Below are 20,628 nucleotides of genomic sequence, written 5' to 3' on the forward strand. Positions count from 1 at the left end.
TATCGAATTTGCTGCCTAAGGTGAGCATAAACGTATGAATCGGGTTTGACGTCCATGCGCCTTAGGCATCATTAACTGTTTATTGGTAAAGCGGGAAGCGCTGGCATAGCGCCTTAACCTGTTTGCGAACTTGTTGTTCCACTTCCGGGTTACCTTCAGGGCTTTCAACTAAGCCATCCAGCACGTCGCCAATCCACTCACCAATGAGTTTAAATTCTTCACGACCGAAACCACGACTGGTTCCAGCAGGCGTACCTAAACGAATGCCCGAAGTAATCATAGGCTTCTCTTCATCAAAAGGGATGCCATTTTTGTTACATGTGATTCCTGCACGCTCCAGTGCCTGCTCAACCACGTTGCCTTTCAATCCTTTAGGACGCAGGTCAACCAGCATCAGGTGCGTATCGGTTCCGCCAGTCACAATGTCACAGCCGCGAGTTTGCAATACTTCGGCCAGAACTTTTGCGTTATCGATCACCGAATCAATATAACTTGAGAATTCAGGCCCCAGAGCTTCACCAAATGCAACCGCTTTTGCTGCGATCACGTGCATCAGTGGGCCACCTTGCAGGCCAGGGAATACTGCCGAGTTGATCTTCTTAATGATCTCTTCGTGGTTGGTCAGAATCATGCCGCCGCGCGGGCCGCGCAGGGTTTTGTGTGTGGTGGTGGTCACGACATGTGCGTGTGGCAGCGGGCTTGGATGAGCGCCTGTGGCAACCAGGCCGGCGATGTGCGCCATATCAACCATCAACAGCGCGCCGACTTCGTCAGCGATGTCGCGGAACTTTTTGAAATCAATGATGCGTGGAATGGCTGAGCCACCGGCAATAATCAGCTTCGGTTGGCTTTCCTGCGCCAGTCTGCGTACGTCTTCGTAATTGATTTCTAAGGTTGCGCGGTCTACACCGTACTGAACGGCGTTAAACCATTTGCCAGACAGGGCTGGGCGCGCGCCGTGCGTTAAGTGGCCGCCAGCGTCCAGCGACATACCCATAATGGTATCGCCCGGTTGCAGCAGAGCCAGCATCACAGCACCGTTAGCTTGTGCACCAGAGTGAGGTTGAACGTTTGCGTACTCGCAGTTAAAAAGCGACTTCGCGCGTTCGATAGCAATCGCCTCAACGCTGTCGACGTGCTCACAACCGCCATAGTAACGACGACCCGGATAGCCTTCAGCGTATTTGTTAGTCAGGCAGGTGCCTTGTGCTTGCATGACTGCTTTAGACACGATGTTCTCAGAAGCAATCAGTTCGATTTGTTCGTTTTGACGGGTGTATTCGGCCTGAATGCCGGCAAATACCGCATCGTCCGTAGCTGCTAGGTTCGTGGAGAAGAAACTCTCCAAGCTGTGATTTTGGTAAGCTTTGTTCACGTTTGCGTTCATGGTAGATGACCTTCCCATAATCTGACGAGCGATTGAGCGTCTTGCTGCTCGTCGGTCCTTCTTATTCGATTCTGCCTGAGCAAAATCCTGCATGTGTTGGTTGTTCCGTAATCACTGTTATCGGTTCAATCGCGAGTGAGCCCCAAGGCTGCTCGTGGTGTTTGCACTGATAACTGACCCCAAAAACAGGGTCCAAACCCGCAGCCAAATGTTAAATCCTTGCCACTTGAACGCGGTAACTTGCATCTCTTCATCTAACAAGGACGTAACATACTCCCTGTAAAAAGAACAATCAATCAAAAATTTCCTATAGGAAACATGGTTTCTGTTTTTGTTACCTAAAGCACGCTTTATTTCCCATTGTGGTCTTTAATCAATCTGTAGCTTCGTGCAACAATGTTTTTTCACTACAGGAAGAATAAATATTCGAGGGAAAGCATGTCAGAAGACATTTATGATGAGTACCCATCATTGACTCTCGCCAAGGAATCCGGCGACCAAAATATTGAACCGCTTAAGCTCGGTCAGCGTATTAAAGACATTCGCGCCAAGCTCGGCATCACGCTGGAAGAAGCCAGTCAGCGTACTGGATTGGCACGTTCAACACTCAGCAAAATCGAAAACGAACAGATCTCTCCAACGTTTCAGGCGATGCAGAAACTGGCGCATGGTTTACAAATTGACATGCCGCAACTCTTTGAGCCACCTAAGAAAATCATGGCAAGCGGCCGTCGCGATGTGACCAAGAAAGGGTTGGGTAAACCGCATCCGACCCAAACTTATGAGCATGAATTGCTGGCTACGCAGCTGTCGAATAAAAAGATGATGCCGTTCAAAAGCCGGGTTCGGGCACGTGCATTTGAAGAGTATGGTGACTGGGTTCGCCATGACGGTGAAGAGTTCCTGCTGATCCTCGAAGGTGAGGTGATGTTTTACAGTGAGTTCTATGAACCGGTTCTGCTGGCAGAAGGTGACAGTGTGTATTACGACGCCAATATGGGGCATATGTTGGTCTCGGTGAGCGATGAAGATGCGCTGATCTTGTGGGTCACGGCCAAATAAAGTGAAAAACTGAAAAATTTCCTATAGTGAAGGCAACCGTTTGCTTTTTGTTGTGAATTGAAGAAAAATGCGCCGCAGTGATGAGAATATCGTCGTTGCGGCGTTTTTCTTTTGCAGTCTTAAATGTGATTGAGTTGTTAATTATGACAATTCGCACTGTTTTGAACTTGTTAATGCGCTAAAACAGGCGCATCCTTGTTTACTATTGGAAACATGGTTTCCTGATAGGAACTTTTGCTACAGTTTTTGCTAAACACTAGCGGCTACACTCGAAAGACTGAGTCTGGCTTAATGGAGAAGAAAATGACTCAAGAACATGCGACACAAGAACTCCTGATCACACCATTGCACGCGCTTCATTTGGAAGTTGGCGCGAAGATGGTGCCTTTTGCGGGTTACGATATGCCGGTGCAGTACGCTCTGGGCGTAAAGAAAGAGCACTTGCACACTCGTGAAGCAGCAGGTCTGTTTGACGTTTCACACATGGGTCAGCTTCGTCTGCACGGTGAAGGTGCGGCGGCGGCGCTGGAAACTTTGGTTCCAGTCGATGTGGTCGATCTTGCCGAAGGTAAGCAGCGTTACGCATTCTTTACTAATGAGCAGGGCGGTATTCTGGATGACCTGATGGTGGCTAATCTGGGTGATCATCTGTTTGTAGTCGTGAACGCAGCGTGTAAAGAACAAGACATCAATCACCTGCAAGCACATCTGCCATCAGGTGTTGAGCTGGAAATCATTGACGACCGCGCTCTGTTGGCTCTGCAAGGCCCAAAAGCGGCTGAAGTGCTGGCTCGCCTGCAACCAGCGGTCGCTGATATGCTGTTTATGGATATCCAACAAGTGCAAATCGACGGCATCGACTGCATCGTAAGCCGCAGTGGTTACACGGGCGAAGATGGTTACGAAATTTCTGTGCCGGCTGACAAAGCAGAAGCACTGGCTCGTACGCTGACAGCGTTTGAAGAGGTAGAGTGGATTGGTCTGGGCGCGCGTGACTCGCTACGTCTGGAGTGCGGTCTGTGCCTGTATGGTCACGATCTTGATGAAACCACCACGCCAGTTGAAGCCAGCCTGCTGTGGGCAATTCAGCCAGTTCGTCGCACGGGCGGCGCGCGTGAAGGCGGTTTCCCAGGTGCGGATATCATTCTGTCTCAAATCGCAACGAAAGATGTGTCACGTAAGCGTGTGGGTCTGGTTGGTCAAACCAAAGCACCAGTGCGTGAAGGCACTGAATTGTTTGATGCTGAAGGCGCAAAAATTGGTATCGTGACCAGCGGCACTGCCGGTCCAACTGCGGGTATCCCAGTCTCTATGGCTTACGTGCGCGCGGATCTGTCTGCAATTGGCACGGAAGTGTTTGCTGAAGTACGCGGTAAAATGCTGCCAATGTTGGTTGAAAAAATGCCGTTTGTACCGCAACGCTACTACCGCGGTTAATCCGAGATACTGAAAAAACAGCCCCTCTTGAGGGGCTGTTTTTTTATTTATCATTCATACTTTGGTTTAGCAATGTAAAGACGCGTAAAGAGAGTTTTGCTGAATATTACGTATCAAGTACTATCTGAGAACTTTTACTTAAAGGATATAGACATGAAGAAATGGAAGGCTTTGGCGGCGCTCACGTATTCCCTTTCTGCAATTCCCTCATTCGCGGCCACCACCGATGTCACGACTTATATTGTTAATGGTACGTCGACCAGTGTCAGTACATACGGATCTTTTGTCAGCCTGTTTTACGATCGTATTGAATTCGACGGCGTGTATGGCGTCGGCAGTTACTGCGGCGGCACCATGCTTGACGCGACGCACGTGCTCACGGCCGCGCACTGCATCTTTGATGGTTTGGGCAATCTGGACGAAGATTACATGCTGTTTACCGTGGTCGGTCAAACGGATGATGAATCTGCTTTTCCAAATGGCAGCATTGAGACTGTGCGGGCTTCGGAGTTCTATTACCATCCTGATTACGAAGACTCATCCACCAATTTATGGCCAAACGACATCGCTATTATCAAACTGGAATCGAGCCTCAATGTGGTTGACTATACCGATATCCCCAGTGATGACTCCTATCGCTTAGGAACAGATGGCACAGATGATGATACCAACGACAATGTCTTTGAGGCTGTTGGTCACGGTAATACAAGCACCGGGGTAGACAACACCAATGATCTGTTAGTCACGGATATGACCTATGTTTCGAACACAACATGTCAATTGGATTTGCCTTCTTTAACCAGTAAACAGATTTGCTTTAAAGGTGACTATAGCGTTTCAACAGGGCTCGACAATGGTACGTGTCAGGGTGATTCTGGCGGCCCGATATATCGAAATGTCAGTGGTTCGTTAACCCAAGTTGGTATTGTCAGCTTTGGTCCAACGACCTGCGGCAGTGGCTGGACTAACTCTGATGCGGATGCCGTGTTTACCGAAGTGTACGATTACACCAGTTGGATTAACAGCGTGCTGGCCGGAACGGAAACACCTGCCTTTACGGCGACTGATGCGAAACGCTTGGCTTATCTCGGTCTGAGTTCGACGTCGTCGGACAGTGGTGGAGGCGGTTCTCTGGGGCTGGCTGGGTTTGCATCGCTGCTGGCACTTGGCTTATGGCGAACGCGCAAACGCATCTCTTCAGAACACTAAGCGCTTTGTATCGGGTAGATAAACAGGCAGCAATCGCGTCTGCCTGTTTCTTTTGGCATCGAGTTAAGCGGCTTCGCTCAAAATGGTATTACGCCCGCCTTCTTTGGCCATGTAGAGTAAGCGGTCGGCTTGCTTAATGGCATCGTCGACAGACTCTATAACCGGCCAGACGCCACCGGAAATCGTCACTTTAGGAGCCTGAACAAAGCGCGCAACATCTTCGCGAATTCGATCGAAGATACGTACGGCCTGTTCTGTTGAATCGGTTTTGATCACCACCACAAACTCTTCACCGCCAAAGCGGAACGCATAATCGGTTAAACGGATGCGGCTTTTAATGACGGAGGCCACACGCTTAATGACTTGGTCGCCGATATCATGACCATACTTATCGTTCACCGATTTAAAATGGTCGATATCGAGAATGCACAAGTAATAGCGGCCGTCTGGCGTCAATTGACGACTGACTTTTTTCAGATAGTGCCGATTATGCAGCCCGGAAAGTTCATCGGTGAAAGTGATTTTGCTCAGCTCCAGCTTGTCTTTGCGAATGCGATAGAGGTAGAGGCTGACACCGGCTGTAATACTGCCAAACATAAGAATCAGGTAGAAATAGGGCGGAACCAGTTCGTGATTATCGACAACTTTCACCAGATAAGTTTTGCTGTTATCGATCAGATCTAACTTACGGTAAATAAAGCTGAAGTCGTCATACTCCAATAACCCGGCAAAGCGGCTACTGCGCTGTAAATCCTGCCACACTTTAGGAAAAGTATCGCCCAGATTGCTCATACTCTCGATGCCGACACGAGAACTGGAGTAGACCGTACCCACATCGTTAACCAGTAGCATGTTGTCTCTGCCAATATCAGAAAACTCTTTCAGATGGATCTCAAGCACCAGGTAACCGATATGACGTTGGTCGCGGTAGATAGCTTTAAATTCAGTAAATACACCCCATTGAGGCGCGATAAGCAGTTGGGTTTGTTGGCGGTTGAGGCTGCTTGAGTAGTAGTTGTTATAAGCATTGATCCATTTTGAATAGCGATAACCGGAAGGCGGGTTCTTTGAGACGATTTCCATCGATTTAATCAGCGATTGCGCTGAGAGGAGTTGCTTTGATAGGTCAAGGAATGCGGACTTAGAATCAAAATATTGTTCGGCGACTTGCGAGTCACCAATAGCAAGAAAGCTGGCGGCCAGATTGCGTTTGAGGATCAATGTTTCCTCCAGTGTTTTAAGCTGGACGGCGAAATCGGATTCTTTGTCAGATTTCACATAACGCATCGGAGTATTGATAAGAAATACGATGACGAGTGTAAACAGAAGGCACCTGACCTCCAGATGAAAGGACGACGATGTGGATATTGGGGTTTGATTGAGGATCATGCGCCTGAAACACTTCCGTATGTTTCGGCGATATTATGGAGCAATCTCACTAAAATCCAGTCACTTAGATGAAGGATTTATGACCATGAAAGGTTATCGGAGCTACTTCACACCCTGTGGTTTAACCAGAGGTCAGGTTACTTGAAAGTGTATAACGGCTCGCACTGGCCAGCGATAGCGGCTTGGAGAACCAGTAGCCTTGCAGGTAAGAAGCGCCCATTTCTCGAAACTTCTGGTACATGCCGCTGTTTTCGATACCTTCAATGACGATATCGACCCCTTTACTGCGGCAAAGCTGAATAATGAAGTTCAGGTATTGTTCTGATGCACGATTGGTCAGTGTTTTGGTCGCCATCGAGCGGTCAATCTTGATCTGATTGAGTGGCAGATCAAAGAAACTGTGGATCGAACTCAATCCTGCGCCAAAATCATCCAGAGAGAGCTGAAACCCCATTTTACTCAGTGTATCGAGTTGGTGTAACGCATTTTTGTTGCCATCGAGAATAACCGTTTCCGTCAGCTCGAGCACAATCGACTTAGGGGCAATGCCGGCTTCATCCGCCATCATTTTGATGTTAGATGGAAATGTGCTGTTGAGGAGCTGCAAAACGGAGACGTTGATATTCACGCGAATGTTCACACCATTGACCTGGTTGTAACGGCTGATGAATTCGCATGCTTTTTCAAACACTTGATAACCCAGTTCGGTGATCAAGCCCTTCTTTTCCGCAACCGGGATAAACTCATCCGGAAATATTTCGCCAAACTCTTTCGAACGCCAGCGAACCAATGCTTCAAAGCTCGACACCTGGCCGCTTTGTGCGTTGAGAATCGGTTGGAACTTGACGGATAAAGAGCGGGACTGCAGTGCCTCTTTCAAACCTCGTTCAATGTAGAAGAAGCGATCAACCGCGCGCTGAGTTTTACCGTTGTAGATCTCGATGCGTGAGCGATTTTTCTCACCCGCGTACTGACATGTACGAGAGGCGATATTGATGATTTGTTCGGCGCTGTACTCGGAAGAAAACTCCGGATACACCCCGATGCTCATACTGTCTCCGAACAGATGACCGTGCTCCTGCGCTGATTTTGAGTAGCGCTCAAGAATGTCTTGGCACAGTGCCGTCAGGTTTTCACTACTGACCGGGTGGTTAAGCAGGATGGCAAAATCATCAGAACGAACCCGATAGAATTCAGTATCGTGGCTGGTTATGGTATTCAGCGCGGATATCAAATGGTGCAGAATGTGCTGAACGACTTCGGTACCGTATTGGTTTAGGTACGATTTGATGTCGTCAATCTGAATGTAAACCAGTGTGCCGGACTGAGCGTCGTTAAGCTTTATCTGGTCAATGTCTTTAAGGAGTTTGGTTGCGTTCGCCAAGCCCGAAACATTGTCATAAAAGGCGGCCTGATTTAGGTATGACTCCATCAGTTTCTGGTCGGAAATATCGCGATGACTGCCGACCATAAATGTTTCGCCGTCGTGCTCCTTGGTCACCGCGGTACCAAGAATCCAGACATACTGTCCATTCGTCTTACGTGCGCGATATTGGGTGGTAACGCGACCTTCGTGGATCACATGGTCGTTGACTCGTTCTTCGAGCTGAATTCTATCTTGCGGGTGCACGACAGAATACCATTCGCTGAGTGTGATGGTGGAGGCGTTAAAACCAAATTGTTGATAAAAGCCAGGGTTGTAAAACGTCATACAACCCTGTTCATCCATGTGAAAAATCCCTTCACTAAAGACGTCAAAAATATGGACCAAACGCTTTTGGTGAGCGTCCGAAAACATATTGACTAAGTGCGGGGTTTTCTCCTGCGTCAATGACATATCAATGCACCTGGCTCTACTGAATCATTTGGATTCTGAGCAATCAATGTTAAAGCAACTAAATAGGGAAATAGAAGGTGTTGATAACAAATTTATTAATATATTTCTTTTAAGCGTCAACTATATACTTTACGAAAGAATGTCTCAATTATGAAATTTTATGTAAATAATAAGCGTGCGTATGCGCATGATTTTGACGCAACAGAGTTTGATTTGATAATGATTTGTGTTAGCAAATTTAAACCACAAAAAAAGCGGCATAAAGCCGCTTTTTATAACCAATGCAGGTAATGAGCAGGGTATCAACGATCCCAGTAAGTCTCTTCCAGACTGTCTTCACGTTCAGGTAGAGCACGCGACAGACGCGGTGAGTGCTGCGTCAACACTTCATAGCTGACGCGGTTAGCGTACTTACACACCTGCGACAGCGAAGAGTAAGTCAGGTATTCACGGTCATGTTTGGCTGAATTCGGCACGTTGCGAAGGTGGTAGCTGTTTGCTGCCATGTCGTGCAACAAGGCGGACAATGCGCCATCGCCGGCACCATTGGTATTTTTGATTTCCAGCGGGCCGCCCAGATAAGGGCCGATGTGTGAATAAACACGCAGTGGATGGTCGCAATCTTGCTGGCGCATCGCGCGGCTGAATTCGTATTTATTGAACTCAGGAATATTACCCGGCAGAAGCGGCAGTTCGGTTTCGCGTTTCACCGCTTGGTCAACATAACCTGCCATGTAAAGGCCAACCGGACCGGCGGTGCATAGCACCAAATCCACCCATTCCAGTGCTTTGTCAGCAGCGAGAAGCGGATCTTTCTTGCCTGTCAGCGCTTCACCTTCTTCTTCGTTCATCGCCAGAACCGTGACATGCTCTTTCAGGTAGTCCTGCCACCATTTTTCATTACCTTCGATCACGTACTTAGTGCCGAGAGTCAGCACCACAGGTACAGATTTCGCTTTGGCAATGTCAATGGCACGTTGCACGGCTTTTGGCATTGGATCTTCAGGCTTGCCACGCATCAGATAAGAGGAAACAACCAGCGCTGATGCTTTATCAAACACCTCTTCCGGAATGCTTTCTGGATGCAGTTGGTTCATGTGACCTTCGTTGATGGCGAAAGTGCGTTCACCGTCTTCTGAGATCAACGTGTAGCAACGTCCGATCGGGCCGTCCACAGTCTGCAGGTGGTTCAGGTTCATGCGTGAGGAAGTGCGGCACAAATAGCGATACGCATAAGACCCGACCTCGATATTTTTGGACATCACCCCCAACAGCACAGATTTACTGTCTGCCAGTACAGAGTAGTTGTGCAGGGTGTTACCGATGGTATCGCCCGGGTATTGGTGCGTGATCAGTCCGCGTTCTACCAGTTCGTCGTAAAGCGCATCGGCTTTACTCTCTTCCAGTACCAGAGAGTGTCCTTTACTCAGGTCATATTTTTCTAAGAATTCATTATCCACACGCGCTTCAATATCAACGATAGTCTGGCCGACACCGACGACAGTAGGGCGATGGAGATGAGTAGATTGTTGGATTTGATTAACCAACGGATCACGAGCGTGCGTGGGAAAATAATGCTTAGATTTGCGCTGTCCAGGAAACTTCATGTGTTAAGTGGGCAATGGTGAAAAATTTTCGTGAATAATATCACAAAAATTTATTTGAAGTTTCACTTTTACGACATAAAAGAGCGACTCAGATCAAGTCGCTCTCTTTTAATACAATAATTACTTGTCGGTAGGGGCTGGGAACGCGTTGTAAGCTTTGGTTCCCCACAATGGAACGGTCGACAGGCTGTGTTTGAAGCTGCCTGATGTCTCTTTGGTTGAATAAGAGACGTACATCAGCGTTTGTGTTTGTGCATCGAAAATTCGACGGATCTTCATGGTTTTGAAGAAAATACTTTTCGATTTTTTAAACACGACATCGCCCGCTTTCGACTTGTCGATTTTCGCGATCATTTCTGGTGTGATTTCGCCCGTTTGACGGCAAGAAATTGAAGAATCGGAAGGATCAGCCAGACTCAGATCGGCTTCAATGCTGGCAATGTGGCAAGTCACGCCAGGGACATCAGGGTCAGTCAGGTTGTTGAGCTTAATATCTTGGGTCGTAAACACGCCCAGACTCACATCGCCGACTTCTGAGCTGTCACAAGCGGCAAGAGCGAGGGTGCAAAGGGAAACCACGGCTAATTTCTTGATCATTTTATAATTCCAACTGTTCGTGTTGGATTTATGATAGCAGTATGTTTCGATAAAAACAGACAAGAATTGTGCTAGACTCCGGGTTTGCGACGCTTTGCCAACTGTTTCACTCGATGTTTGATGGATGGCCAGCACTTGAACTTTTGTTAACGATAAAGAAGTACGCCTTATGACGCCGTCATCTCACGCGATTGTTGAAATCAAAAACCAGTGGCTCTGGAGTCAAGTTGACGTAGAGTATCCAACGCCGGAAAGCATTAAAGGGCGCGCGCTATACCAAACGTTGAGCGAGCAGCGACAAACTCAGCCTCTGCTTGACCAACCTGTTCAAGGCCAGCTGGATGACATCTATTTAGTTGATTTCCATCGACTGACCATTATGTTTGCTCTGCTGCAAGCCTCACAGATGGCCAGCGAAGAGGAACAAAACCTGCTGGTCGAATTCTTTACTCAAATCATCTATTCCGAACCTTGTGCCCTTTATCTGGGTTTCTCCGAGTCAGAGCCTGTGGCGGCTGCGATTCTTACCGCGCAAGCTGATGCCGTCTTGTTGTCGGATGTTGTAGTACGTTCCGTGAGCGCATTCGGCGATGAACGTGAGTTCGCCAATGCTGTGGTAGCGAAATGGCTTCAGAATCATGCATTTAGCGGTGATGTATTCATCGAGCTTTGATCCCCAATGATGTGACACTGTTAAGACAACGCTTGGTGTGTAAAGCCAGAAAAGTGATGTCGGTTGATAAATTGATGTTCACTGTGTGAGAGCGGTTTCATTTCCTTTAATGCGTTGTTTCGCCTGTCCCTCTGCCGTATACACTGCTTGTAAAGAGGAGCGTATATGGCTGACAAAAAAACGAACTGCGTTATTTTTGACTGTGAAGGTACCTTAGTTGACAGCGAGCGCCTGTGCTGCGAGGCATTAGTCCGTATTTTCAACGATCTTGGTGCTGAATTATCTATTTCAGACATCGCGCAGAATTTTGAAGGCGGCAAGATCGCCGACATTCTCAATACTACCTTGGAATTGGCTGGTATGAGCGCGGATATTGACGTGCTGGAAACCCGCTATCGCGAAGAGTTGGAAACTCTCTTTGCTGCTGAACTGAAACCGATGGACGGCGTGATTACTTTATTGGATACGCTGAGCAACCATGATATTGAGTTTTGCGTCGCCTCCAATGCTCCCCGGAAAAAAATCGAATCCATTCTTCAATTAGCTGGCTTAATGCCGTATTTCACCGGCAAAGTGTTTTCCGCGTTTGAAGCCAACAGCTGGAAGCCTGAGCCGGACTTGATTCGCTATTGCGCGATGAATATGGGATTTCTCTTAGATGAGTGCATTTACGTTGATGATACGGCAAAAGGAGTGGAAGCCGGGGTCTTGGCTGGCGTCACAACGTTTCAGGTGCAACCAGTAAACCCCTCAAACCGAACGACTTACGATGAAGTCGTGATCCTGTCAAAACTAGAACATCTCACAGAGTATGTTTGCTAACGCACTTTTAATGCATGGTTTTTCTGTGTGTCGATGGGCAACGTAGCGCTGAAGCACTTTGCAACAAACTCAGTTGCATCTGGATGCTTTTCAGGTGGTCAGTTTTAAATCCGCATTGTCCGCAGATAAACTTTTCCCCGTCTTGTGAAACAAAATATTCGTCGTGTTGGCAAAGAGGGCAACCATCGGTGGATGAAATGTCGTCGTAGTTTTTAGTCATAGAGAAATACTCGGCAGCGATAAAAGAATCAAATGTATTTAATTATGGTTTTAGAATAATCCGATTCCTGGCCACGTACTGTTACAGTGACAAGGTTTGTGCTGATTTTGAGAGTGATTTCATAATTAACAATGCTACCGGTTGCATTAACAGTGAGTTAGCCATTTGGCTACAAATGGTTTTACTGGTCAATGCCGGGCTCTCAGCTTTAGGTCGATGCACTGACGAAATACGATATTTCGGTATATGCTGTTTCTGGTTAGCGAGTGAAACGCATCAATACGCTGCAAAGCGAGGAGGCTTAGATGGACAACCATGATTTCTGTATTGTATTGACCACCACAAACCGCCAGGAGAACGCTCAGCAAATCACTCACAGTTTGTTGTCAAAACAGTTAGCCGCCTGTGTGCAAAGTATGCCAATTCAAAGTCACTACCTGTGGAATGGCGAAGTGTGCTGTGACTCAGAAATTCTGCTGATCATTAAAACGCGTAAAGCCTGCTATGCCGAGCTGGAGCAGGAAATCGAACAGCTACACTGTTACGAGGTGCCTCAGATTGTGCAAGTGCCGATTGTGGACGGTTTTAATCCTTACCTCGCCTGGATAGAACAAAACACACCTCGTTAAGAGATAAAGTTAAGAGATAAAAAAAGGAGCCGTTTGGCTCCTTAATCGGATTTCTAAAAAGCGGTTCAAGAGACGACAGCAAAGCGCTTGGGTTGCACGCGGCACTGCCAACTCATGATAAACAGTGCCGTTATTGCACCAAGGGTATCGCATAGCATGTCTTTTTGCGCATCCCAAATATCACCTTGTGAACCCAGGAACGCGATGCCTTCTTCACCGCCTGCCAAGTCAGCGTACCACCACTCAATAATTTCATAGCCCGCTGCGATACTCATGATGCAGAACAGAGCAAAGGCGCCGGCAATCCAACGGTTGGCCAACTGGCGGCGTATTAGATATTCCGCAATCGAGTAGGCGTATAAACCGATAGCAAAATGCGCAACTCGGTCAAAGTTATTGCGCTCTGACCCAATCAGTTGGTTGAACCAGTCAAACGGCACTTCTGCGAAGGTATATTTAGCCCCGATCGTATGCAGAGTCAGCCAGATAAACATCAGGAAGTAAGCCGTTTTGCTTAATCGCTGATGGCTGGAAACCCACCAGATCCCGGCGAGGATCAGCATCGCTGGCAGAATTTCAGCAATCCACACGGCACGAGAGGACGGAGCAATAGCGGAGAACACGAACACCAAGGCATACGCCAACGTAAAACCAATCAAACTTTTCGGAAAATTCATGTGGTTATCATTCCCTTGTGAAGTAACGTACCTATGTTGCCATTATTATGAACGCCGTTCAATTGTGTTTTCACGCGTTCGAGTCAGTGTTACGTAAACGTTTACTGTTGAAAGTGTAGTTAGTCGCTCAGATTCAGCGCATTCAAACATGATCATTTCATTAAAGTTTGATTTACCCCATGGTGACTTTTAAAATCCCGCGTTCAAATCCCATAACAAAAAAGTAAAGTCATGAAACTGGAAACTGTCGATTATCTTGCTCCGGATGCCGCAGAGCAATTTGTAAAGTCACTGCGTGAAACCGGATTTGGTGTTCTGAAAAACCACCCGATTCCAAAAGAGCTGGTCGAGTCCATCTACGAAAACTGGTACCAATTTTTTATGTCTGAGCGTAAAAACGAGTTCCAATTTAACGTAGAAACTCAGGACGGTTATTTCCCGCCAAGCGTATCTGAAGTGGCGAAGGGCCATACAGTGAAAGACATCAAAGAGTACTTTCATGTTTACCCTTGGGGCCAGATCCCGCAAGAGCTGAAAGAGCAGATTCTGGATTATTATGACCGTGCGAACGCATTTGCTTCTGAGTTATTGAGCTGGGTTGAAGCTCATGCACCTGCTGAAGTTCAGCAACGCTTTTCCATTGCGTTGTCTGAGATGATCAACGGCAGTGAAAAAACGCTGCTGCGTGTGCTGCATTACCCGCCAATGAGTGGTGAAGAAGAGCCGGGGGCGATTCGTGCGGCGGCGCATGAGGATATTAACCTGCTGACGGTTCTCCCTGCGTCAAACGAACCTGGTTTGCAGGTGATGGGCAGTGATGGTGAATGGATCGATGTACCGTGTGACTTTGGCAACCTGATCATCAACATTGGTGACATGCTACAGGAAGCGTCGGGTGGTTACTTCCCATCCACAACGCACCGTGTCATCAACCCAACGGGTGAGCGTCAGACTCAGTCGCGTATTTCTCTGCCTCTGTTCCTGCATCCGAAACCAGAAGTTGTACTGTCTGAGCGTTACACAGCGCACAGCTACCTGATGGAACGCTTGCGTGAGCTGGGCGTAATCTGAGCATTACCTACTTAATGGTAAAAAAGCCAGCGTGATGCTGGCTTTTTATTGTGTCAGCGTTGCATCAGAAACAGACGCTAGTTCAAAAACTTGCATAGTAAAGAAAAGTGCAACTCGACAAATGGCTGAGTTTGGATTTGAATTTATGCAAGGGATTGAAAAACGAGCATCGTATGTCTGAAACACAACCGCTGAGCGCAACTTTCCAAACGTACATGGAAAATCCGCTGCTATGGCCAATTCTGGAAGTGCTGAAGCGACAGCCCTCCGGCTGGAAAGTCCACACCTTGGCCGCTCATCTGGGCGAGTTAGAACTGGTTCCGGTGTTAGACAGTGCGCCAGAGAAAGATCTGTTTAAACGCAACTTTCTGATCATGAATGCGCTGTATCAGTTGCAGGAAATTCTCTATCCGCAAAAATGGCTTCAGGTCGAAGCAATGGATATTGTGCTGATGCCGATGTTTCGTAACGCCAATCATGTCATAGACCCGGACGAGCCATTGCGTGATTACTACACGCATTGGGAGCATTATGAAGCCAGTGAAGGGGAAGTGAAGCGGCTGCTCAATGAATTTTGGACTCGTTATCGTCGATTTGTCGGCGGAGAAGATGTCAGCAATATCAACCGTAGTGAAGCGCTGCGCCTGTTTGAACTGCCCGGCGATGCAACGTCGTTTGAGATTCGTAAAACGTGGCGTAAATTGGCGCTGCGTTGGCACCCTGATCGCGATAATGGTGACGCAGAACGTTTTCGTGTGTTGTGCGCAGCTTGGAACGTGCTAAGGCAAGAATACTGAATCTGTTTGGAATACCAATAAAAACGCCCGCGATACTATCAGCGGGCGTTTTTTATGGCTTACGGTTTATGAGACTTACGCTTTAAACTGCGATTTGCGCATGCGGTTTAATGCAGCCATCACATCCAGAATGCGTGGTTTCGCCAGATCGCCGTGATTTGGCATCGCGGTGTGCCACTGCTCAGTCAGCATCTCTGCCATCTCTTTGGCCGGATTTTTCGACCAACCCGGTAATTGTGCCAGCTGGAACCACAGCCAGCCGATTGCATTCACTTCAGATGCAGATTCCAACTGCTCCAGCGCAGAGATATCGGCAAACTCCTTACCGAAACGCAGTGAGTCAACCCCTTTCGCTGACACACGGAATTTGCCATCAACCAGAATTTTTTGCAGAGCTGCACGATTGAATGAACGCGGCGGGAAAGTTGCCAGTGGCGTTTCACACTCGTTGCGACGCTGGGTTGGGTGCTGGGCAATCACTTGCTGTGCTTTTTCTGTCACATCCACCGCTTGGTAATCGTGCATCTGAATCACGGTGTCTGCCACATCCAGATAGTCGCCAGAACCGCCCATAACAACCAGCGTTGAAATGCCGAGTTCATCACGCAGTTGACCGATACGGTCAACCAGCGGCGTGATAGGTTCATCGCCTTTACTGACCAGCGCCTGCATACGTTCATCACGAATCATAAAGTTGGTTGCTGATGTATCTTCGTCAATCAGCAGCGTCGTTGCACCTGCTTCAATCGATTCCTGTAACCAGGCGGCCTGAGACGTCGATCCAGACGCATCTTGCGTGCTGAAATCGCTGGTATTCTTAGCCATCGGCAGATGGTTAATGTAATTCGACAGATTCAGGTTGTGTACGCAGCGGCCGTCTTCGGCGCGAATCTTCATCGCATTGCCATCGGTCACGATACGTTCACGGCCATCACCCGGAATGTGGTTGTAAATTGAGCGCTCCAGCGCTGTCAGCAGGGTCGATTTACCGTGGAAGCCACCGCCGACAATCAGAGTGATACCTTTGCGAATACCCAGGCCGCTAATGTCACCTTGGTTTGGCGTGCTCAGTGTCACTTCCAACTCTTTTGGAGCAGTAAAAGGAACAGCTTCTTTCATCGGCAGGTCGCAGTTACCAGCCAGACGTGGCAGTACGCTACCGTTGGCGACAAACGCTACCAAGCCTTTGTCTGCCAGTTGGGCACGCAATGCATCCTGATCTTCGATGATTTCGCAGTGCTGAATCAGCGCCTCTTTGTCCAGTTCACGTTCGATAGTGGCGCGGCGAATAAACTTCGGCATGTGGAAGGTCAGGATATTTAGGGCCTTTTTCGCCAGAATATCACGGCCTTCTGCTGGCAGACTCATGCGAAAACGCAGCTCAATACCGTGATCGTTAAACACCACAGAGGTGCTGTCGAGCACGGTTTGACCCGTCAGCGAAATAGAAATGGAGTTTTCCTGCTTGGCAAATTCTGCAAATGAACGCGCAATAAAGTCACGTGCAGCGCGTTGATAAGACGGCGATTTTTCGCGTAGCCAATCCAAGCCGGTCAAAGACCAGGCGCGGGTGGCGCGCAGACGAGATGCGGATGCGTAAGGATCCGACTGAACGTAGTCGATATACAGGGTATAGTCACCAAAATCATATTGGCCTTTAATTTGCTGATACGCTCGGTAATTCTGTTTTTCGAGTTTTTTCAGTATAGATGTTAATAAATCCATCTCGTTTATCGCTCATTGAGAAAGAGAAAAGGGGGCGATTATAGGGAGCGCCCACCTATGAGTAAAGGGATGATAAGCAATTCAAACCAGAGGGGAAACCTTTAATTGATTCCCTGCGATAGAGCGATTGGCGTTTGTTGGCGCTATAAGCTGGTTTACTTTGCCGCCTGACTGGTTCCGTTTCCCAAAGGGGCAAACGAGTAACTTTGGTTCAGCATGGCCAATTCAAATTCTTCTGTGGCAATCGGGCGACTGTACAAATAACCTTGCGCAGAATCGCATCCTTCCTCGACAAGAAACGCGTCCAGCTCTGGGCTATCAACCCCTTCAACGCCGACTTCAAGATGAAGTTTCTGAGCAACATGAATCACCGAGCGCAGGATTTCCTGATCTTCGCTGTTGCTGACAAGCTGCTGAATGAACGTCTTATCGATTTTGATCGCATCAAACGGGTATTTCTTCAGATGATGGAATGAAGCAAAGCCGGAGCCAAATTCGCTTAATGTCAAATGCACGCCCAAATCATGCAAGGCTTGCAGAGAATTACGTGCCACCACTTCGTCAGACAGCAAAGCGCTTTCGTTGACCTCCAAGTCGAGTTGAGATGGCAGCACATCGTGCGCGTTCAGCAGCGCCTCTATTTGCTGTGCCAATTGGCCATTTTGCAGTTGGACCGCCGAAATGCTGGCAGTGAGTTTCAGATCTGGATAGGCGGTACGCCAGCGACTCGCTGTTTCAATGGTGTGGCGCAAAATGAAATGGCCAAGTTCAAACATCAGTCCATTTTGTTCCGCCATCGTCATTAACGCTTCGTGGGAGACGTCTCCGAGCAGAGGATGGCTCCAGCGCAATAACGTTTGCGCTCCAAGCCAGCGACGAGAATCCGGCGCAACTTTGGGCAGGAAAGAGAGCAATAAATCATCGTTCTGCAGCGCCTGAAGCAGGTAGCTTTCAAACGCATTGGCCGACGAGACATTATCGAACGCCGATTGCGAGTGATAGTAAAACGAGTAGCCGGAGTCTTTACAAGCTTGCATCGCCTCTGTGGCGTACTGAATTAATTCACTGCTGTTGTCGCTGTCTGCACTGGTTGCAATGCCAATATACGCGTTGAGATGGAACCGTTCGCGGTCAAGCTGAAATTCAGCCTGATGGATCCCGGTTAAGCGATGGCACAGCAGTTCTAAGGTTCTGTCGAGCGATGCCGATTTCACCAACAAGATGAGATCGGTGACGCTCGGTCTGGCAGTGACTATCTCTACACCTTCAAAATGACCCACGCGTTCACGATAGCGTTTAAGTACCTGCTCCCAGCGCTGATAGCCGAGACGTGACTGCACATGACGAGCATTGGCAAAACCAATGTATATCAATGCAAGCGGTTGCTTGCTTTGCAACGCTTGTTCCAGCTCGGATTCTAATCCTGTGCGGTTTAAGAAGGCCGTACCGCTGTCGTGATGCAGTTGAAAAGCGACCAGTTGTTCGGCGGCTTTACGTTTATCAATTTCCTGATTCAGTGAGTAATTCAGATCGGCCAGGTCCTGAGTGCGAATTTGAATTCTGGCCTGTAAATCATCGTTCAGCAATTTCAGTTTGTGATGCTGATAAATCACGGTGAGCTGAGACTCAACCGCGGTGCGAAAACAATGGAGTAGCTGCCGATAAGTCGGGGTGAAAAAATTCTCTTTGTTGTCGAGCACGCAAATCGTGCCGAAAACGTCTCCGTTGGGCCACAGAATGGGGATGCCGCAGTAGGCGACCATACCCAGTGCGATATCCGGATTCTTCCTCCATTTCAGGTCGTTGAGCGCGTTTGGCACCACAAGCTCTTTGCGGCTGTGCACCACCGTTTCACAGTACAGACCGTGGCCTAATGCCTCCGTATCTCCGCTGTGATAGGGCTGACGAACGTTGTTGTTGGCGCAGAATACTTCTATTTCTTCATCGTGGATGCGCATGATCAGCGCGGCAGGAACATGGAGGATATCGGCAAGCAGGTTAACGATGGTTTGCCAGCCACTCAGCATATCTTGGGGGACAGTTAATGCATGCGTATTGATTCTCGACATACAGTCAATCCTTTGAAAGTCGGCAGAGGAATCTGAACAATCCTTGCTCAGCATGCGCGCTGCTTAGGGTTGCAGCACGTCTTTATCAGTATATGAACAGCTTTATTGTTCGACAAAAAAAGTCCCGACAAATACTCGGGACCTTCACAAATTGACAGAAATTGTCACGAACGACTCGCGAAATTACTTATAGCGTTCTAAGTCGATGTCTGCATCGTAGTCGACATTGTCAAAATCAAACCCGTTGAGACGCAGAAACTCCGCTTTGAACCCGGCGTAATCGCCAACCTGTTTAAAGTTGTCACCGTTCATATCCGACAGCAACTGGCGCACTCGCTCTTGCGTATCAGGATTGAGTTCCCAATCGTCCATACGAACCAAGCGTTCACCATCAACGGGAACGGGATTTTTGCCATACAGCTTGTCACTGAACAAACGATGCATCTGCTCGATACAGCCTTCGTGCGTACCTTTCTCTTTCATGACTCGATACAAAGCGAGCAGGTACGGGCTGAGACCCGGAATAAATACGCTGGCTTTGGTCACGAGGGCTTTACACACGGTCGCGTAGGCTCCGCCGTCAAAATTCGCCAGTTTAAGATTGAGCGAATGGCTGGTTTGGTGCAGATCGATTTTCGCCCGGCCGAGCGTACCGTCCAGGTAGATAGGGTGGGTAATCTCAGGGCCCACATAAGAAAACGCGATGGTTTTACAGCCTTGAGCAACAGATTCGGTGTTGATTAACGTATCGATCCAATCCTCCCAGTCTTCACCGCCCATAACACGCAGCGTGCTATCGATCTCTTCTTCGTTGGCAGGCTCTAAAGTAGCATCGACCCACTTATCATTTTCCAGCAGAATGGCAGCGCCAGATACGGGCTCACCGATGGGTTTGATTGCTGAGCGCCAGAAATCCTCGCTGCCGGGTTTGCGGCGCATGCCACTGGCGATACTGTAAATCACCAGATCCACTTCGCCTTCAAAATAGGTTTCAATCGCTTCGATGACTTGTTCACGGACTTGTTTAGAAAATACGTCGCCATTGATGTTGATGGCGATACGGCCTTCTCGGTCGGCCAGCTTCTTGAACGCCAGATTATTGAAGTAGCCAGCGCTGCCGACACCTTTGTCCGACGGGCCGCGCTCAAAGGATACGCCGATGGTATCGGCTTTGGCTCCGCCGAATGTGAGTGCAATGCGTGCCGCCAGACCGAATCCGGATGACGCCCCGAGGATCAGAACGCGTTTGGGCCCCTGTGTGATCGGTTTTGCCGATTTAACGTACTCAATTTGTTGTAAAACAGCTTGTTCACAGCCAAGTGGATGAGCGGTGCGGGCCACTACACCCTGAATAACGGGCTCAATGCGCATTGATGATCACCTTTGTTTCATTACAGTAGGGGGAGCGTTAACAATATCG

At 48.4% G+C, this 20,628-nt stretch carries 18 protein-coding genes; 8 read left to right on the top strand and 10 right to left on the bottom strand.

All coding sequences use genetic code 11. The features are described 5' to 3' along the window. Positions 1-79: 79 nt before the first annotated feature. The gene (locus DYA43_RS19620) at positions 80-1,387 is read right to left on the bottom strand and encodes a serine hydroxymethyltransferase (protein WP_024375291.1); all 1,308 of its coding nucleotides are present in this window, start codon (positions 1,385-1,387) and stop codon (positions 80-82) included. Positions 1,388-1,825: 438 nt separating this feature from the next. On the opposite strand from DYA43_RS19620, the gene DYA43_RS19625 reads away from it, so the two are divergent. From DYA43_RS19625 to DYA43_RS19635, 3 genes are all read left to right on the top strand, one after another. After that, complete coding sequence (locus DYA43_RS19625; RefSeq protein WP_020329103.1) at positions 1,826-2,449, top strand: helix-turn-helix domain-containing protein; 624 nt, start codon at positions 1,826-1,828, stop codon at positions 2,447-2,449. A gap of 303 nt (positions 2,450-2,752) precedes the next feature. Then, on the top strand, positions 2,753-3,886 hold the full coding sequence (gcvT, locus tag DYA43_RS19630; protein ID WP_047460407.1) for a glycine cleavage system aminomethyltransferase GcvT: 1,134 nt from the start codon (positions 2,753-2,755) through the stop codon (positions 3,884-3,886). A 153-nt stretch (positions 3,887-4,039) separates the two neighbouring features. Next, a complete protein-coding gene (locus DYA43_RS19635) occupies positions 4,040-5,095 on the top strand; it encodes a S1 family peptidase (protein WP_061055439.1) in 1,056 nt (351 codons plus the stop codon). Between the two features lie 63 nt (positions 5,096-5,158). Here the strand turns inward: DYA43_RS19635 and DYA43_RS19640 are convergent, their stop codons facing one another. The 4 genes from DYA43_RS19640 to DYA43_RS19655 all read right to left on the bottom strand — a co-directional run bounded on the left by DYA43_RS19640 (position 5,159) and on the right by DYA43_RS19655 (position 10,525). Further along, positions 5,159-6,382 (bottom strand): sensor domain-containing diguanylate cyclase, encoded by a 1,224-nt coding sequence (locus DYA43_RS19640; RefSeq protein ID WP_061055440.1) that lies wholly within the window; start codon positions 6,380-6,382, stop codon positions 5,159-5,161. Positions 6,383-6,605: 223 nt separating this feature from the next. Then, positions 6,606-8,321, bottom strand: a complete 1,716-nt coding sequence (locus DYA43_RS19645) for a sensor domain-containing protein (RefSeq protein ID WP_024374993.1) — start codon at positions 8,319-8,321, stop codon at positions 6,606-6,608. 302 nt (positions 8,322-8,623) lie between these two features. Then, on the bottom strand, positions 8,624-9,928 hold the full coding sequence (locus DYA43_RS19650; RefSeq protein WP_061055441.1) for an inosine/guanosine kinase: 1,305 nt from the start codon (positions 9,926-9,928) through the stop codon (positions 8,624-8,626). Between the two features lie 120 nt (positions 9,929-10,048). Continuing rightward, positions 10,049-10,525 carry a CreA family protein gene (locus DYA43_RS19655; RefSeq protein ID WP_020329110.1) on the bottom strand — a complete coding sequence of 159 codons (477 nt, stop codon included), beginning with the start codon at positions 10,523-10,525 and terminating at the stop codon, positions 10,049-10,051. A 169-nt stretch (positions 10,526-10,694) separates the two neighbouring features. Here DYA43_RS19655 and DYA43_RS19660 point away from each other — a divergent pair, with 169 nt between their 5' ends. Next, the gene (locus DYA43_RS19660) at positions 10,695-11,198 is read left to right on the top strand and encodes a hypothetical protein (RefSeq protein WP_061055442.1); all 504 of its coding nucleotides are present in this window, start codon (positions 10,695-10,697) and stop codon (positions 11,196-11,198) included. 165 nt (positions 11,199-11,363) lie between these two features. Beyond that, on the top strand, positions 11,364-12,020 hold the full coding sequence (locus DYA43_RS19665; RefSeq protein ID WP_020329113.1) for an HAD-IA family hydrolase: 657 nt from the start codon (positions 11,364-11,366) through the stop codon (positions 12,018-12,020). Between the two features lie 7 nt (positions 12,021-12,027). Here the strand turns inward: DYA43_RS19665 and DYA43_RS23165 are convergent, their stop codons facing one another. Further along, on the bottom strand, positions 12,028-12,240 hold the full coding sequence (locus DYA43_RS23165; RefSeq protein WP_075990157.1) for a hypothetical protein: 213 nt from the start codon (positions 12,238-12,240) through the stop codon (positions 12,028-12,030). 305 nt (positions 12,241-12,545) lie between these two features. Between DYA43_RS23165 and cutA the strand changes: the two genes are divergently transcribed. Further along, positions 12,546-12,869: a divalent-cation tolerance protein CutA gene (gene cutA, locus DYA43_RS19675; protein WP_020329116.1), complete on the top strand. Its 324-nt coding sequence runs from the start codon at positions 12,546-12,548 to the stop codon at positions 12,867-12,869. 65 nt (positions 12,870-12,934) lie between these two features. On the opposite strand, the gene DYA43_RS19680 is transcribed toward cutA, so the two are convergent. Further along, entirely contained in the window at positions 12,935-13,546 is a 612-nt protein-coding gene (locus DYA43_RS19680) for a DUF2238 domain-containing protein (protein WP_020329117.1), read from the bottom strand. 231 nt (positions 13,547-13,777) lie between these two features. Between DYA43_RS19680 and DYA43_RS19685 the strand changes: the two genes are divergently transcribed. Both DYA43_RS19685 and DYA43_RS19690 read left to right on the top strand, forming a co-directional pair. Further along, positions 13,778-14,617, top strand: a complete 840-nt coding sequence (locus DYA43_RS19685; protein WP_020329119.1) for an isopenicillin N synthase family dioxygenase — start codon at positions 13,778-13,780, stop codon at positions 14,615-14,617. 173 nt (positions 14,618-14,790) lie between these two features. Further along, positions 14,791-15,414: a DNA-J related domain-containing protein gene (locus DYA43_RS19690; protein WP_024374991.1), complete on the top strand. Its 624-nt coding sequence runs from the start codon at positions 14,791-14,793 to the stop codon at positions 15,412-15,414. Positions 15,415-15,489: 75 nt separating this feature from the next. Here the strand turns inward: DYA43_RS19690 and DYA43_RS19695 are convergent, their stop codons facing one another. The 3 genes from DYA43_RS19695 to fabV form a co-directional block, all read right to left on the bottom strand. Then, the gene (locus tag DYA43_RS19695) at positions 15,490-17,139 is read right to left on the bottom strand and encodes an ABC-ATPase domain-containing protein (protein ID WP_061055443.1); all 1,650 of its coding nucleotides are present in this window, start codon (positions 17,137-17,139) and stop codon (positions 15,490-15,492) included. Between the two features lie 155 nt (positions 17,140-17,294). Beyond that, positions 17,295-19,208: a sensor domain-containing diguanylate cyclase gene (locus tag DYA43_RS19700; RefSeq protein WP_061055444.1), complete on the bottom strand. Its 1,914-nt coding sequence runs from the start codon at positions 19,206-19,208 to the stop codon at positions 17,295-17,297. Between the two features lie 183 nt (positions 19,209-19,391). Further along, a complete protein-coding gene (gene fabV, locus DYA43_RS19705; protein WP_061055445.1) occupies positions 19,392-20,579 on the bottom strand; it encodes an enoyl-ACP reductase FabV in 1,188 nt (395 codons plus the stop codon). Positions 20,580-20,628 lie beyond the last annotated feature (49 nt).

Source organism: Vibrio fluvialis (genome assembly GCF_900460245.1).
Classification (GTDB): Bacteria; Pseudomonadota; Gammaproteobacteria; order Enterobacterales; family Vibrionaceae; genus Vibrio; species Vibrio fluvialis.

Bases quoted from the DNA above. Each gene is read 5' to 3' on its own strand.
- DYA43_RS19620 (WP_024375291.1), bottom strand. From the start codon at position 1,387: ATGAACGCAAACGTGAACAAAGCTTACCAAAATCACAGCTTGGAGAGT.
- DYA43_RS19625 (WP_020329103.1), top strand. From the start codon at position 1,826: ATGTCAGAAGACATTTATGATGAGTACCCATCATTGACTCTCGCCAAG.
- gcvT (WP_047460407.1), top strand. From the start codon at position 2,753: ATGACTCAAGAACATGCGACACAAGAACTCCTGATCACACCATTGCAC.
- DYA43_RS19635 (WP_061055439.1), top strand. From the start codon at position 4,040: ATGAAGAAATGGAAGGCTTTGGCGGCGCTCACGTATTCCCTTTCTGCA.
- DYA43_RS19640 (WP_061055440.1), bottom strand. From the start codon at position 6,382: ATGCGTTATGTGAAATCTGACAAAGAATCCGATTTCGCCGTCCAGCTT.
- DYA43_RS19645 (WP_024374993.1), bottom strand. From the start codon at position 8,321: ATGTCATTGACGCAGGAGAAAACCCCGCACTTAGTCAATATGTTTTCG.
- DYA43_RS19650 (WP_061055441.1), bottom strand. From the start codon at position 9,928: ATGAAGTTTCCTGGACAGCGCAAATCTAAGCATTATTTTCCCACGCAC.
- DYA43_RS19655 (WP_020329110.1), bottom strand. From the start codon at position 10,525: ATGATCAAGAAATTAGCCGTGGTTTCCCTTTGCACCCTCGCTCTTGCC.
- DYA43_RS19660 (WP_061055442.1), top strand. From the start codon at position 10,695: ATGACGCCGTCATCTCACGCGATTGTTGAAATCAAAAACCAGTGGCTC.
- DYA43_RS19665 (WP_020329113.1), top strand. From the start codon at position 11,364: ATGGCTGACAAAAAAACGAACTGCGTTATTTTTGACTGTGAAGGTACC.
- DYA43_RS23165 (WP_075990157.1), bottom strand. From the start codon at position 12,240: ATGACTAAAAACTACGACGACATTTCATCCACCGATGGTTGCCCTCTT.
- cutA (WP_020329116.1), top strand. From the start codon at position 12,546: ATGGACAACCATGATTTCTGTATTGTATTGACCACCACAAACCGCCAG.
- DYA43_RS19680 (WP_020329117.1), bottom strand. From the start codon at position 13,546: ATGAATTTTCCGAAAAGTTTGATTGGTTTTACGTTGGCGTATGCCTTG.
- DYA43_RS19685 (WP_020329119.1), top strand. From the start codon at position 13,778: ATGAAACTGGAAACTGTCGATTATCTTGCTCCGGATGCCGCAGAGCAA.
- DYA43_RS19690 (WP_024374991.1), top strand. From the start codon at position 14,791: ATGTCTGAAACACAACCGCTGAGCGCAACTTTCCAAACGTACATGGAA.
- DYA43_RS19695 (WP_061055443.1), bottom strand. From the start codon at position 17,139: ATGGATTTATTAACATCTATACTGAAAAAACTCGAAAAACAGAATTAC.
- DYA43_RS19700 (WP_061055444.1), bottom strand. From the start codon at position 19,208: ATGTCGAGAATCAATACGCATGCATTAACTGTCCCCCAAGATATGCTG.
- fabV (WP_061055445.1), bottom strand. From the start codon at position 20,579: ATGCGCATTGAGCCCGTTATTCAGGGTGTAGTGGCCCGCACCGCTCAT.